The 12433-nt window shown below is 61.8% G+C and carries 17 protein-coding genes and 2 pseudogenes; 8 read left to right on the forward strand and 11 right to left on the reverse strand.

From position 1 onward, the window contains the following. Positions 1-207: 207 nt before the first annotated feature. From LQK84_RS03020 to cysS, 4 genes and pseudogenes are all read right to left on the reverse strand, one after another. Complete coding sequence (locus LQK84_RS03020; RefSeq protein WP_230827116.1) at positions 208-684, reverse strand: GFA family protein; 477 nt, start codon at positions 682-684, stop codon at positions 208-210. A 13-nt stretch (positions 685-697) separates the two neighbouring features. Further along, positions 698-1168 carry a GFA family protein gene (locus LQK84_RS03025; RefSeq protein WP_230827118.1) on the reverse strand — a complete coding sequence of 157 codons (471 nt, stop codon included), beginning with the start codon at positions 1166-1168 and terminating at the stop codon, positions 698-700. After that, positions 1150-1311: pseudogene (locus tag LQK84_RS03030) on the reverse strand (CysS/YqeB C-terminal domain-containing protein); the annotation flags it as partial. The gene LQK84_RS03025 and the pseudogene LQK84_RS03030, both read right to left, overlap by 19 nt. A gap of 330 nt (positions 1312-1641) precedes the next feature. Next, positions 1642-3150 (reverse strand): annotated as a pseudogene (gene cysS / locus LQK84_RS03035) (cysteine--tRNA ligase); the annotation flags it as partial. A gap of 348 nt (positions 3151-3498) precedes the next feature. Between cysS and LQK84_RS03040 the strand changes: the two are divergent. Beyond that, positions 3499-3654, forward strand: a complete 156-nt coding sequence (locus LQK84_RS03040) for a hypothetical protein (RefSeq protein ID WP_230827119.1) — start codon at positions 3499-3501, stop codon at positions 3652-3654. Positions 3655-3771: 117 nt separating this feature from the next. On the opposite strand, the gene LQK84_RS03045 is transcribed toward LQK84_RS03040, so the two are convergent. Further along, positions 3772-4530 carry an NYN domain-containing protein gene (locus tag LQK84_RS03045; RefSeq protein WP_230827121.1) on the reverse strand — a complete coding sequence of 253 codons (759 nt, stop codon included), beginning with the start codon at positions 4528-4530 and terminating at the stop codon, positions 3772-3774. 64 nt (positions 4531-4594) lie between these two features. Next, positions 4595-5383 carry an SOS response-associated peptidase gene (locus tag LQK84_RS03050; protein WP_230827122.1) on the reverse strand — a complete coding sequence of 263 codons (789 nt, stop codon included), beginning with the start codon at positions 5381-5383 and terminating at the stop codon, positions 4595-4597. Between the two features lie 56 nt (positions 5384-5439). Here LQK84_RS03050 and LQK84_RS03055 point away from each other — a divergent pair, with 56 nt between their 5' ends. The 7 genes from LQK84_RS03055 to LQK84_RS03085 all read left to right on the forward strand — a co-directional run bounded on the left by LQK84_RS03055 (position 5440) and on the right by LQK84_RS03085 (position 9451). Continuing rightward, positions 5440-5865: an NUDIX hydrolase gene (locus LQK84_RS03055; RefSeq protein WP_230827285.1), complete on the forward strand. Its 426-nt coding sequence runs from the start codon at positions 5440-5442 to the stop codon at positions 5863-5865. A 95-nt stretch (positions 5866-5960) separates the two neighbouring features. Beyond that, on the forward strand, positions 5961-6338 hold the full coding sequence (locus LQK84_RS03060) for a TIGR02301 family protein (RefSeq protein ID WP_230827123.1): 378 nt from the start codon (positions 5961-5963) through the stop codon (positions 6336-6338). A gap of 106 nt (positions 6339-6444) precedes the next feature. Then, on the forward strand, positions 6445-6702 hold the full coding sequence (locus LQK84_RS03065; protein WP_230827124.1) for a hypothetical protein: 258 nt from the start codon (positions 6445-6447) through the stop codon (positions 6700-6702). 74 nt (positions 6703-6776) lie between these two features. Next, on the forward strand, positions 6777-7484 hold the full coding sequence (locus LQK84_RS03070; protein WP_230827126.1) for a hypothetical protein: 708 nt from the start codon (positions 6777-6779) through the stop codon (positions 7482-7484). Position 7485: 1 nt separating this feature from the next. Continuing rightward, complete coding sequence (gene ygfZ, locus LQK84_RS03075) at positions 7486-8316, forward strand: CAF17-like 4Fe-4S cluster assembly/insertion protein YgfZ (protein ID WP_230827128.1); 831 nt, start codon at positions 7486-7488, stop codon at positions 8314-8316. 39 nt (positions 8317-8355) lie between these two features. Continuing rightward, positions 8356-8925, forward strand: a complete 570-nt coding sequence (locus LQK84_RS03080) for an HD family hydrolase (RefSeq protein WP_230827286.1) — start codon at positions 8356-8358, stop codon at positions 8923-8925. A 10-nt stretch (positions 8926-8935) separates the two neighbouring features. Continuing rightward, a complete protein-coding gene (locus LQK84_RS03085) occupies positions 8936-9451 on the forward strand; it encodes a tyrosine phosphatase family protein (RefSeq protein WP_230827129.1) in 516 nt (171 codons plus the stop codon). A gap of 9 nt (positions 9452-9460) precedes the next feature. Here the strand turns inward: LQK84_RS03085 and LQK84_RS03090 are convergent, their stop codons facing one another. From LQK84_RS03090 to LQK84_RS03110, 5 genes are all read right to left on the reverse strand, one after another. Then, the gene (locus LQK84_RS03090) at positions 9461-9808 is read right to left on the reverse strand and encodes a type II toxin-antitoxin system RelE/ParE family toxin (protein WP_230827131.1); all 348 of its coding nucleotides are present in this window, start codon (positions 9806-9808) and stop codon (positions 9461-9463) included. After that, the gene (locus LQK84_RS03095; protein WP_230827133.1) at positions 9805-10068 is read right to left on the reverse strand and encodes a type II toxin-antitoxin system ParD family antitoxin; all 264 of its coding nucleotides are present in this window, start codon (positions 10066-10068) and stop codon (positions 9805-9807) included. The genes LQK84_RS03090 and LQK84_RS03095 overlap by 4 nt, the downstream gene beginning before the upstream one ends. Positions 10069-10214: 146 nt before the next feature. Continuing rightward, positions 10215-10403 carry a hypothetical protein gene (locus tag LQK84_RS03100; protein ID WP_230827134.1) on the reverse strand — a complete coding sequence of 63 codons (189 nt, stop codon included), beginning with the start codon at positions 10401-10403 and terminating at the stop codon, positions 10215-10217. Positions 10404-10931: 528 nt separating this feature from the next. After that, a complete protein-coding gene (locus LQK84_RS03105) occupies positions 10932-11774 on the reverse strand; it encodes an MOSC domain-containing protein (protein ID WP_230827136.1) in 843 nt (280 codons plus the stop codon). Then, positions 11774-12424 (reverse strand): HD domain-containing protein, encoded by a 651-nt coding sequence (locus tag LQK84_RS03110; RefSeq protein ID WP_230827138.1) that lies wholly within the window; start codon positions 12422-12424, stop codon positions 11774-11776. The genes LQK84_RS03105 and LQK84_RS03110 overlap by 1 nt, the downstream gene beginning before the upstream one ends. Between the last annotated feature and the right edge of the window lie 9 nt (positions 12425-12433).

Genomic DNA, 12433 nt, shown 5'->3' on the forward strand with positions numbered 1-12433 from the left:
CGGGGTACCCCCCTCTGTCACTGCGTGACATCTCCCCCGCAAGGGGGGAGATTGGAGCAAGAGGGATACACCTCGCGAGACAATAAGCGCTTCCGCTTTCCGCGAGGTCGACTGAGACGGATCGAGGGTTGCCGCGATCTCCCGATCTCCCCCCTTGCGGGGGAGATGTCACGAAGTGACAGAGGGGGGTATCACACGGCAAAGCGCTCACCGCCCCTCCGGCCATTCATCCGTGTCGTGATCCGGATGCTGGAACGATTTCAGATCGGCGAGGAAGGGCGCATTCGGCAGGTCCTCCTCCGTCGGATGCCCCGGCAGATCTGGCAGATGATCGACATAGGAGATCTTGGCCTCCGTGCCGTATTGCAGGGTGGGCACGATGCGTTCGGGCTCATCGAAAGCCCCGATGGCGATTGCCATGCCGTCGGGCGCCTCATAGGTCAGCGGCGTGCCGCAGGCCTCGCAGAAGCCGCGCTGAACCACGCTCGACGACTGGAAATGTTTCGGTGCGCCGCGCGTCCAGCGGAAGTTCAGGCCGCGCACGGAGGCGAGCGGCGCATAGAAGCCGCCGAACGCCTTCTGGCACATGCGGCAATGGCAAATCGAGGCATCCTTCAGGTCGCCCTCGACACGAAAGCGGATCGCACCGCACTGGCAGCCGCCGGTATGAATGGTGTCAGACATGCGCACTCCTCCCTCAATCCTCGGGCCATGTCTCCGTGTCGTGATCGGGATGCTGCCAGCTGTCTATGCCGGCGAAGAACTCCGTCATGCCGGGGCTTTCGAAGGGCGGCTTGTCGAACAGGCGGTCGATCCACGGCAGGCGCTTGGAATGGTTGACCTGGATCTGCGGCTCGAACAGTTCCGGATGGTCGAAGGCGCCGATGGCAAGCTCGATGCCTTCCGGGTGGCGATAGGTCAGCGGCGTGCCGCATTTCTCGCAAAAGCCGCGATGCACCTGCTTGGACGAGCGGAACCAGGTCGGCTGGCCGCGCGTCCAGGTCAGATGCGCCTGATCGGCCGTCACGAAGGCGCCGAAGAACGACCCGAACGCCTTCTGGCACATACGACAATGACAGATCGACGGCCGCCCGAGATGGCCGGCACGAAACCGGACAGCGCCGCATTGGCAGCCGCCGGAATGATAGTCTAGCGCTTCACTTCCCATGTCGTCACCCGCTCCCCGGTTGTCTTGTCCTTTGAATCCTTTAGCTGGATGCCTTGAGACGCCAGTTGATCGCGCAGGCGGTCGGCTTCGGCCTCGTTACCGGCTTTCAGCATTTCGGCGCGCATGGCGATCAGCGCTTCGATGCCGGCCGTCAGGGCGCGTTGCGGATCAGCGTCAGTCATTGTGACGCTCCAGCGCCCAAGTGGCCGTCATCCTCGCCCCTGTGGCGAGGATCTGCTGAGCGTGCTGCGGACTGGACGGTGCGGCTTATCACGGCCAGCGCAACGGGCGCCCTCTTCTCCCCCTGGGGAGAAGTGCCGAGCAGCGCGAGGCGATGAGGGGTCGGGATGGCACGGCGGTTATGGGAACCCCTCATCCGACCCTTCGGGCCACCTTCTCCCCAAGGGGAGAAGAGGGAGCGCGCGGCGGCCCTCACCGCTTGACCTCCCACGTTATGATACGCTCGCCGGTCATTTCTTTCGGCTCCAAGTCGTTGTGCGCTTTCCCGTCTCAGGGTCTTTTCCATCTTTAACTTCAATGCCTTTCGCAACCAGCGCATCCCTGATTGCATCTGCGCTCTTGAATTCCTTCTCTTCCAAGAACTGCAAACGCTGAAAAAGCAAAAGCTCGACTGAATCAGAATCAACAAATGATCTGTCAATGGAATGACGCCGATCCCATTCGGCAATGGGAAGTCTCAAGCCCAAGAATGTTAGGCTCTCATCCATGTACCGATTGTTGACTTGCCCCGCGAGCCCACCAAACTTCGACATGAAATGCATAGTTTTCATCAATTCAGCCGAATTTAAATCGTCGCAAAGCGCTTCTTCGACCTTCGGATGAATCCCCTGCGGCTTCCCATCGCTTTCGTCAGCAATAGCATTCCAGCGGCGTAGCAATCCTTCCGCCTCCTCCAACCTCTTCACGCTGAAATCGATCGGCTCGCGATAATGCGTCATCAGCATGGCCAGCCGCAGCACCTCGCCCGGCCATTTGCGACCACCGAACTTCTCCGTCTCCAGCAGCTCGTTGATGGTGACGAAGTTGCCCTCGGACTTGGACATCTTCTTGCCCTCGACCTGCAGGAAGCCGTTATGCATCCAGATGTTCGCCATCACGCCGGTGTCGAAGGCGCAGCAGGATTGGGCGATTTCGTTTTCGTGGTGCGGGAAGATCAGGTCGAGGCCGCCACCGTGGATGTCGAACTGGTGCGGGCGCGCCTTTGCCTTCGGGGAAAGCCGGTCCTTGATCTCCTGCCAGAGAAAGCGGTCGGACATGGCGGAGCATTCGATATGCCAGCCGGGGCGGCCGTAGATCGAGATGGTTTCGCCATCGACCGTGAACGCGGCGTCCCAGCCAGGCTGGTCGGCGGCACTTTCCTTCCAGAGCACGAAATCGGCAGGGCTCTTCTTGTGTGCCTCGACGGCGATGCGGGCGCCGGCCTGCTGGTCCTCCAGCTTGCGCTTGGAGAGCTCGCCATAGGCCTCCATCGACGGAACCGAGAAGAGCACTTCCCTGCCCTCAGCACCGGTCGCGACATAGGCATGACCGCGGTCGATCAGCGACTGGGCAATCGCGATCATGCCGCCGATATTCTCCGTCGCGCGCGGCTGGACGGTCGGGGACAGGCAGCCGAGGGTCGCGACATCGGCGACATATTGCGTCTCGGTTTTCTCGGTGACGCGGCGAATCGCCTCGTTCAGGGAGAGATCGGGGAAGTCGCGCAGCGCGCGTGCGTTGATCTTGTCGTCGACATCCGTGATGTTGCGAACATAGGTGACATGGTTTTCCCCATAGACGTGACGCAGCAGCCTGAAGAGCACATCGAAGACGATGGCGGGGCGCGCATTGCCGATATGGGCATAATCGTAAACGGTCGGGCCGCAGACATAGAGCCGCACGTTTTCGGCATCGATGGGTTCGAAAACCTGTTTTTCGCGGGCGAGCGTATTGTAGAATTTCAAGGTCGGCTGTTCAGCCATGTCCTTCTCCCGAAAGGCAAAAATAAGATGAGACACCCGGCTGGCCGGGCGTTTTGAGCTCTGTTCTTTCGAGAGACGAAAACGGCCGGACCAGCGAGGCGCTAGTCGATAATCTTTCCGCAGATGATGCAGCGATCCGTTTTCATGGCGCCTTTTATTACCGCTTGCCTTCATTCCGTCAAGCTGCCGCCGGGATCGAAATGTAGGGTTGATTTCGATCAGTTTACTTAAGTCGAAACTGACGTAGAATACACGCCGTCTTTCCGCCGTAATTTGCGGCGACAGGGCGCGCAACATAACGACACGTGCACAATAACAACACGTCCAAATGGGGCAAAGGAAACAACCATGGCTGACAAGGCCGCGAGCAACGTCAACATCAACCTGGTCGATCAATACAAGCCGGTCGGCCTGAAGGCCGTTCTGGCGGCTGCATTGATGTGCGCCAACGACCCGAAGAAGAAGGGCGACCAGCCCGCCAAGACGGCCGGCAAGGTCGCCTGAGGCTCAACTCGCGGCGATCACGCCGGGGGATGATCAATCAAAAGCAGGGCTGCCCGACGGAATGGTTGGGCGGCCCTCTTTTCATATGGAGCGAAGCCGGGCTGCACTGGAGCGAATTCACCAGTATTCGGGCTTTCGCGCCGGCTTCTTGCGTGTCGCCACACGGTCGGGAAATTGGTGCGCTGACAGCTCTTTCGTCGTCACGTGCCGGCGAATCCAATCAGCATTGACCGTCAGCGAGCCCGGCGGCGGGCGATGGGCAGTCTCCCGGTGTGGAAGAATGAGGCCGAGCCGCATTTCTGGAAAATCCTCCCGTATCGCCCGAACAGCGGGGGCAAAATCGGTATCGGCGGAGACGAGGACAATCTGCTCTATACCGGCCTCCGGCATCGCCCCTGATCTGGACGCCGCGCGATACATCTCGATTGCAAGGCTGACATCCGTCTCTTTTTCTTCCAGCTTCCAGATGTCCGTCATGTTCAGCCGCGATGCCGGCGCATCGGACTGAAAGGCGGGTGCACGGGCAGGCTCCAGCTGATGCCGCCCTTCGTGGACAAGAACACCCTTTGCCAGCAAGGCCCGCAGATAGGCGCGCTGCGCATGAAGTGACGCTTCACCGCGCGACGCAAGAGCCGGCTTTACAGGCGCCGTGAAGTAGGAAATCTGAACGAGATCGAAACCCGGGTCTTGAACACGCAGGATGTGACGCAAGAGCGCTGGAAGGTCGAGCCACTTATATGGCGTGCCGGCAACCAGACCGTAATAGAGATTGTAACCGTCGACAAAGCAATGGGTTCTCACGCCCAAACTCCGGATACGAAAAAACCGGCCAAGGCCGGTCTTTTCACCCTGATCGATGCCGAACTGAATCAACACTCTCAAGGTTGAGTAGTGTGATAATACTAGCCTGAAGCGCGCAGTTTGTCAAAGTTCGCAGACTTCAAAACAAATCCATCTGGCCGCCGTCGCTTTCGCGTCTGGCGGCCTTGGTTTTTGGTGGCTTCGGTTGGGCGACGTCTGCGGAAGGCTGGACGCGGTCCTGGATGTCCGGGCTGGTATTGGCGACCTTGTTGACGCGGTCGGAGACCGGTATCGCCTCGAAGATGTCTTCCGGCGGGCTCACCATCAGGTCTTCGATGTCGCGCGGTTCCTGCGTCTTGCAGTCGAGCCAGCGAGAGAACTCCTCCGGCGGGATGACGACCGGCATGCGGTCGTGGATCGGCGCGAAGGACGGGTTGGCGGGCGCGGTCAGGATGCAGGCGGTGTCGACTTCCGAGCCGTCGGCGGAGGCCCAGGTCTCCAACAGCCCGGCGAATGCTACGATCTTGCCGTGTTTCGGGCGCACCCAATAGGCCTGCGATTTCTGCTTCGATCCCTTTTCCGGGCGATGCCATTCATAAAAGCCCGACGCCGGGATGAGAACGCGGCGGTGGCGCATGGCGGCGCGGAAGGAGGCCTTTTCAATGGCCGTCTCCGAGCGCGCATTGACCAGAAGCGGAAACTCGCGCGGGTCCTTGACCCAGCCGGGCATGAAGCCCCAGCGGGCGAGCATCGCGCGCCGCTTCGGCTGGTTGGAGCCCGGCACGCCGCCGCCTTCCGCTTCCACAACGATGAGGATCGGCTGGGTCGGCGCAATGTTGAAGCGGGCAGGGAAATCTTCGATCAATGCGATCGAGAAGAATTCCAGCACCTCGTCCGCCGTAACTGTCAGCGCATATCGTCCGCACATGTTTCCGCTTCCCTGGGCCTTGCATGCCCGCCTTCCAGACGACCAATATAGGCGGCATGACTACACAATTGAAACCCGCCTCCTCCGCAATCGTCATCGATGGCGACCGTTATCTTCTCATCCGCCGCGCCAATCCGCCGGCGCAGGACCTCTTCGCCTTTCCGGGCGGACGGGCCGAGCCCGGCGAAACGCCGGCCGAAACGGCGCTGCGGGAACTGGAGGAGGAAACCGGCCTGAAGGCTTATAACCCGCGCCTGTTTGCCACCTATGAACTCCCCGGCAGGAGCGGCGGCGGCTTTTTCCTCTCGGTGTTTCTGGTGAACTGCGAGGATATCCGGGATGTCAGGGCGCTGGAGGATGCGCTGGAGGCCGGGTGGTATTCGGCGGCGGAGCTTGCGACGATTGCCGTGCCCGACAGCGTTGCCGATTGCATCGCCCGGCTGGAGGTCTGGCGGCTCGGCACAATGGTGCCCGAGATTTAACTTGCAATAGTGCATGATTCGGCGTTGTAGATGGCCTCATGAAGCGCCGTTTGTCTTTCGCTATTGTCCTTGTTGCTCTCTCTCAGCCTCATCCCTTGCTGGCTGCGGGATCGATCCAGCAGATCAAGACCGAAAAGTCCGAGACGGCGCCTGCCGCGACATTCAAGCCGGCCCCCTATGACGACAAGCTGGTGCAGCTTTCGGAGATCCTCGGCAGCCTCGATTTCATCCGCAACCTGTGCGAACGCGACAGCGAGCCGCAATGGAAGGCGATGATGGGCCAACTGCTCGACAGCGACGCCAAGGACGAGCCGGCGCGGCGCGAAAAGCTGACGGCCGCCTATAATCGCGGATACCGCACGTTCTCGGCGATCCAGACAACCTGCAGTGCGCAATTGCGCACAACGGCGGAGCAATACCGTATCGAAGGAGCAACACTCGCGACCGAAATTACCACGAGATATGGAAATTAACGAATAATTCACCTCTTTTCGTGGCAAGCCGTGTCGTATAGGAAAAAGGCTGCTAATGTTGTTAAGAGAGCGGTAAGGAATGCACCCTGCCGCCAGGGACTGCGAAATGGAACAAAGCCTTTCCGAACTTGACGACATGATCGTCCACGAAAAAATGCAGGCAGCGCTCGAGTATCAGAACGAGGCCTGGGCAGATGGCATGGCAGACGGCATCGAGCCGGAAATCATCGCCGACGCCGCCATCGCTCTTGCCATGCGCGAGACGGTACGGCTGCTTGGCGAAAGCGGTGCGGAAGCCCTGCTGGAGAATTTGCGCGAGCGCATGCTTGCCGGCGAATTCTCGCCCGAGCGCACGCTGCAATAGCGCAGCAACAATCCGGCGATAACATACAAGGGCCTTACGCTCCCAGAAGGCCTCGATTCAGATAGGACATTCCCATGCAGATCGCATCCGGTCGCACACGACGCTCCCGTATTCTCAAGTCCTCTCTCGCAGCAGCACTCGTCCCCGCATGGCTGGCGCTTGGCGCCCCCGCCTATGCGCTGAGCGATCTCCAGCAGACGCCGCCGGCCGCCAACGCGCCGGCAGCCACTGCACCGGCAGCACCTGCCGCAACCGACAACAAGCCGGCCGCCTCCAGCACGGCCCCCGCCGCGGGCGCTGACGCATCCAAGAGCAAGGTGCCGGCCGAGATTTCATTCGACATCACCAAGGCACCCGCCGCCGTGCAGAAGACGCGCCAGGAGATCGTTGACGCCGCAAGCGCTGGCGACGTGAAGAAGGTTGCCGCCCTTCTCAAGGCCAGCCAGGCCGATCTCGGCCCCGACAACACCAATGCCGACCCCGAATCGGCACTCAAGGACATGTCGGGCGATGGCGATGGGCTGGAAGTGCTCTCCATCATGCTCGACGTGCTGTCGACCGGCTACGCCCATGTCGGTGCCGGCACGGCCAACGACATGTATGTCTGGCCCTATTTCACCGAAAAGCAGCTGACCGCGCTGACACCGGCCGAGAAGGTCGACCTGATGCGTCTCGTCACCGCCGGCGACTTCGCCGACATGCAGGAATATGGCAGCTACAATTTCTATCGCGTGGGCATTGCTGCCGATGGCAAGTTGAAGCAGTTCCTGTCCGGCAACTGACATGGCCCGCGCGTTCCTTGCGACACGCGGCTGGATCGCAGTCTCGGGGCCTGAGGCTTCCGACTTCCTGCAAGGGCTGATCACCACCGATCTCGACCATCTTGAAGCGGGCGCGGCCGCGCCCGGCGCTCTCCTGACGCCGCAGGGCAAGATCATGTTCTTCTTCATGATCTCGAAGACGGACGACGGCTTTCTGATCGAGACGGATGCCGAGATGGTGGATACGCTGGTCAAGCGCCTCACCATGTACAAGCTGCGCGCCAAGGTCGATATCGGCAAACCGGCCGAGACCGGCGCAACCGTCGTCTGGGCCGAGGCACAGCTGGCAGGCTCGGTCAAAGACCTGCGCTTCGCCAAGGCCGGCATCGATCTCTATCGCCTGCCCGGCGGCAGCGGCGCGCCTGACGGATACGATGCGCTGCGGGCAGAGGCCGGCGTTCCGGAAGCGGGCGCGGACTTTGCCCTGCAGGACGCCTTTCCGCACGATATCCTTTTCGACAAATCCGGCGGCGTCTCCTTCAAGAAGGGCTGCTATGTCGGCCAGGAAGTGGTGTCGCGCATGCAGCATCGCTCCACCGCACGGCGGCGCTTGGTGACGGTTTCGTCCGACACGACGCTCCCCGCCACCGGAACCGAGATCCGCACCGGCGGAAAGGTCATCGGCGCGCTCGGCACGGTCACGGGCCGGACCGGGCTTGCCATCATCCGCATCGACCGCGCAGGTGCAGCGCTCGCTGCAGGAACACCGATCCTTGCCGGCGAGACGCCGGTGACGGTGACGCTTCCAGCCTGGTCCGGCCTCGAATTCATCACGGCCGAGAGCGAGGACTGAGCCTTGGCGGCGGAGAAGGATGTTCGCGCCTGGCAGCGCATGCTTTCGGGTCGGAGACTCGACCTGCTAGACCCCTCGCCGCTCGACGTGGAACTTGTCGACATTGCGCACGGGCTTGCCCGCATGGCGCGCTGGAACGGGCAGACGCGCGGCGCTCATGCGTTTTCGGTGGCGCAGCATTCGCTCTGCGTCGAAGCCATTTTCCATCGGCAGAACAGGGCGGCCAGCGCCGACGAGCTGCTGACGGCTCTGCTGCATGACGCGCCGGAATATGTAATCGGCGACATGATCTCGCCGTTCAAGGCGGTAGTCGGCGGCGGCTACAAGGTGGTGGAAAAGCGGCTGGAGGGCGCCATCCACATGGCCTTCGGCCTGCCGGCGGAGACCGCGCGTCCTTTGAAGGCGGCCATCAAAAAGGCAGATACCGTGTCGGCCTATTTCGAGGCGACGACGCTTGCCGGCTTCACCTCCGAGGAAGCGCGCAGGTTCTTCGGTCAGCCGCGCGACATCACCGCCGACATGCTGATCCTCGATCCGCTGCCCGCCACGGAGGCGCAGACGCTGTTTGCCGCGCGCTTCGAGGCGATCTGCGCAATGCGCGGCAAGTGAGGCCAGACCCGTGCCGGTAATTGCCGTTTCCCCCCTCTCCCGCATCGCCGAAGTCGCCGTGAAGATGAAGGCGCGGGAAATGATCTCGCTGCTGGCCGAGAACCAGCATTTCCACCGCCCCGGCGTGATCGATGCCAGCCGGCATCTGAAGCTCGGCGTCAACGATGTGGCAAACCCGGCGCGCGGCCTCGTGCATCCGCAGGAAGAGCATGTGGCGGCGATCATCGACTTCGCGCGCGGCTGGGACCAGTCCGCGCCGCTTCTCGTTCACTGCTGGTATGGCGTCTCGCGCTCGCCGGCGGCGGCCCTCATTGCAGCCCTCGCCGTCCGGCCCGATCTCGATGATGCGGAGCTTACCCGCACGCTGCGCGCTGCCTCGCCCCAGGCGAGCCCCAACACACGGCTGATCGAAATCGCGGATGGACTTCTCAGCCGCGAAGGCCGGCTTGTCGAGGCCGTCCGGGCGATCGGTCGCGGGGCCGAATTTGTCGGCGAAAAGCCATTCGTGTTCAGCTTCGGGGAATAGGCGCGACGGTTACGGCAGGTCGCTCAGGTGGCGGTCAGGCTCCATGCGTTCGTGCAGGATGCGTAGCACCGTGATCCTCCATCCCTGTCCGCTTTGCTCGCCGATATGGTAGACCACGATATGCGCCGCACCACTCCTGCGCCCGGCGGCGCTGCCGAGATGAAACATGCGCACATGGGGACCGAACTGCTCCAGCACGCGGCTTCCCGGCCGCATCGGATCATCATCGATCATCCCGAAGGCGCGCCGAATGAAGTCCCTGTATCTTGCTGTCTGGGGGAGGCCGAATTCGTCGCGCGTGTAGCGGAGGATATCGGCGATATCCGCGTCCGCGTCACGGGTTAGGCGGATCGTCAACGCTCTACCTCGGAAGCCACGTCGTTGAAGATGTCATCGAGCGAGCGCGTCGAGAACTCGCCCCGCTCCATCTGGCCGAGACCCGACTCAACGGCACTTCTCAACTGCGCCAGCCGGAGCGCCCGCTCCTCCCGCCCCGTCTGCAGCAGCCTGAGCGCATCGCGCACCACTTCGCTGGCGGAGGCATATGCACCGCTTTCCACTTCGCCTTCGATGAAGCGGACGAATTCGGGGGTGAGGGAGACATTCATCGTGGGCATGACATGACCTCGAAAGGTTGACGTGTGCGCATTCTACACGCGTTGTCAAAAATTGCCAATCATCGAACAGCTGCTTTGCAAACAAGAAGGCCGACCGCCCTTTCGGGCGATCGACCTTGCGTGACATGATCTGTGGAACCCGTCGCTTACATGTAAGCGGCGGGGCTCTTTTCGATGTGGCGACGGATGGCCCGGCGTGCCTCTTCGGCGTCGCGATAGCGGGCTCCATCCAGATCGATGACCGGGAATTTGACGGCGATGAACTTCATCGCATCACCATCGGGAATCACGATCCCCACCGGAATACCGGCGTGCTCAATGACCTGCTTGTTCATAGGTATTCTCCCGCAGCAGAACGCTGCTTGATCTCAAGTCTTCATTTGCGAATTGAATTGCAGACGAACCGGGCGACCCGGGTCACATTCGGCAAAGCTGGCGGCAAAGCTGGCGACACCTCGCGCCAGAGATCATCGTCACGCGGGATACACGCCAGGAGAGAACATCACGAACGTTGTTGTCGAACACCATACATTCCTCCAAACGGCTTGACCGGCCCCTCAGGATCACGGTCCGCAAGCCGCTCAAGGGCTCTTCCGAACCACTCCGACTTGCGTGGCCAAAAGGTAGGATTCGACCCCGCTTTCGTCAACGGGTCCAATGTGAAATTTAGAATAAAATTTTTTCCATCTGCGAATATTACGGATTGAAGACAAATTCTGTTCCGCCTGCCATAATTAGGGAAATCAGAATCTCCAAATCGCCATACTTCTTTATTGCGGCGCACACCGGATATGGAGCTTTTTTTTCGCAGCCGCGAGCGGCCTTGCGGGCCTCGCAGACCGGCCCGCGCGGAATGAAACGATTCACCGCAGCTTGAAGGGCCACGCCTCGCCGCGGGTCTCCACGACCGCGACCTTGTCGCCCGCACGCAACTCAACCTGGCCGCGCGGAACCGCGTTCCAGCCGAAGATCGGTCCGGGCGCGCGGCGGTCGGTGGAAAAATGCAGCTGGCGCATCGCCGGCATGGGATCGCCCTTGCCCTGCTCGCCCGTCCGCTGATCCTGCGTCGTCATCACGCAGCGCTCGCAGGGCTTGACGAGATCGAGCCGCTCGCCGCCAATCTCGATCGCGCTCCACATATCCTCTGCCCATTCGTCCTCGCAGTCGATGACGATGTTGGGGCGGAAACGGTCCATGCCGACAGGGACCTGGCCCTGTTCGGTGAGATAGCGATTCAAGGCGGCGAGCGAGCCGGTCGTCGTCACGAGAACGGGATAGCCATCGGCAAATCCCATGGGCACGTCCTCGCCCGCCCATTCGGGATTGGCGACGCGCTCCGCCTGCGCATCGGCAAAGACCAGCTTCGCGTCGCGGCCAATCCAGCGCGACAGCGTTTCATTGACGCTATCAGCTGCCACGGCAACATCGACAATGGAGCGCCAGACGGCGACCTTCATGCGCGGACCGGAGGGGATCGCCACCATGGCCTCTTCGTCGCCCTTGCGCAGCAGCAGATAGCCCGCCTGCGGCAGCGGCTGGATCTGCGCCAGCAGCGGGCATTCACGCTGGGTGATGAATTGCCCGTCCGGGTCCACGACCATGAAGCGGCGGTCACCCAGCAGGCCGGAGGCGGTGAGGATCGTGCGCTCGACCGGAATGCCGCGCATGCTCTTCACCGGATAGATATGCATGCTTTCGATGCGCATCAGGCAATCTCCTCGAGGAAGTCATTGTAGAAGGCAACAAGGCGGTCGTGGCGCTCGGCAGCCATGCGGCGGCCTGTTACGGTCTGGAAGCCATCCGCCAGCTTGAAGAGCTTGATCGGGAAATGGTCGATGGCAAAGCGCTTGTCGTCGAGCTCGCGCGTCTCGGCCCCCGGGTCGGCCACGTCATGCAGGCCGGAATTCATCCGCCCGCCGATATAGAAGCAGCGCGCTACGCCAATCGCGCCGATCGCATCCAGCCGGTCGGCATCCTGCAGGATCTTCGCCTCGATGCTCTCCGGCGTGATGCCGGCGGAGAAGGAATGCGTGGTGATCGCGTGCGCCACGGCGGCGATCTCGTCCGCCTGCCAGCTCAGGTCCGCCAGAAGGCCGGAGGCCTTTTCGGCCGCCAGCCGCGAGGCCTGGCTGCGCAGCGGCGAGTTCTTTTCCACCGACACGCAATCATGCAGCAGCACAGCCGCCGCCAGCACGGCGCCGTTGCCGCCCTCTTCCGCATGGATGCGCATGGCATTGCGGAAGACGCGCAGGATATGGGCGATATCGTGCGAACCATCATCGGATTCGCATGCATATGGAATCAGTTGGGCCGCAAGGCTCTCATGCGGCTTGAAGGCATCGGCAAGGCTGGACATGGTCTCTCC

Source organism: Rhizobium sp. C4 (assembly GCF_021026315.1).
Taxonomy (GTDB): domain Bacteria; phylum Pseudomonadota; class Alphaproteobacteria; order Rhizobiales; family Rhizobiaceae; genus Ensifer_A.

Bases quoted from the DNA above. Each gene is read 5' to 3' on its own strand.
- LQK84_RS03020 (WP_230827116.1), bottom strand. From the start codon at position 684: ATGTCTGACACCATTCATACCGGCGGCTGCCAGTGCGGTGCGATCCGC.
- LQK84_RS03025 (WP_230827118.1), bottom strand. From the start codon at position 1,168: ATGGGAAGTGAAGCGCTAGACTATCATTCCGGCGGCTGCCAATGCGGC.
- LQK84_RS03040 (WP_230827119.1), top strand. From the start codon at position 3,499: ATGGCTGACAAGGCCGCGAGCAACGTCAACATCAACCTGGTCGATCAA.
- LQK84_RS03050 (WP_230827122.1), bottom strand. From the start codon at position 5,383: ATGTGCGGACGATATGCGCTGACAGTTACGGCGGACGAGGTGCTGGAA.
- LQK84_RS03055 (WP_230827285.1), top strand. From the start codon at position 5,440: ATGACTACACAATTGAAACCCGCCTCCTCCGCAATCGTCATCGATGGC.
- LQK84_RS03065 (WP_230827124.1), top strand. From the start codon at position 6,445: ATGGAACAAAGCCTTTCCGAACTTGACGACATGATCGTCCACGAAAAA.
- LQK84_RS03070 (WP_230827126.1), top strand. From the start codon at position 6,777: ATGCAGATCGCATCCGGTCGCACACGACGCTCCCGTATTCTCAAGTCC.
- ygfZ (WP_230827128.1), top strand. From the start codon at position 7,486: ATGGCCCGCGCGTTCCTTGCGACACGCGGCTGGATCGCAGTCTCGGGG.
- LQK84_RS03080 (WP_230827286.1), top strand. From the start codon at position 8,356: ATGCTTTCGGGTCGGAGACTCGACCTGCTAGACCCCTCGCCGCTCGAC.
- LQK84_RS03095 (WP_230827133.1), bottom strand. From the start codon at position 10,068: ATGCCCACGATGAATGTCTCCCTCACCCCCGAATTCGTCCGCTTCATC.
- LQK84_RS03100 (WP_230827134.1), bottom strand. From the start codon at position 10,403: ATGAACAAGCAGGTCATTGAGCACGCCGGTATTCCGGTGGGGATCGTG.
- LQK84_RS03105 (WP_230827136.1), bottom strand. From the start codon at position 11,774: ATGCGCATCGAAAGCATGCATATCTATCCGGTGAAGAGCATGCGCGGC.
- LQK84_RS03110 (WP_230827138.1), bottom strand. From the start codon at position 12,424: ATGTCCAGCCTTGCCGATGCCTTCAAGCCGCATGAGAGCCTTGCGGCC.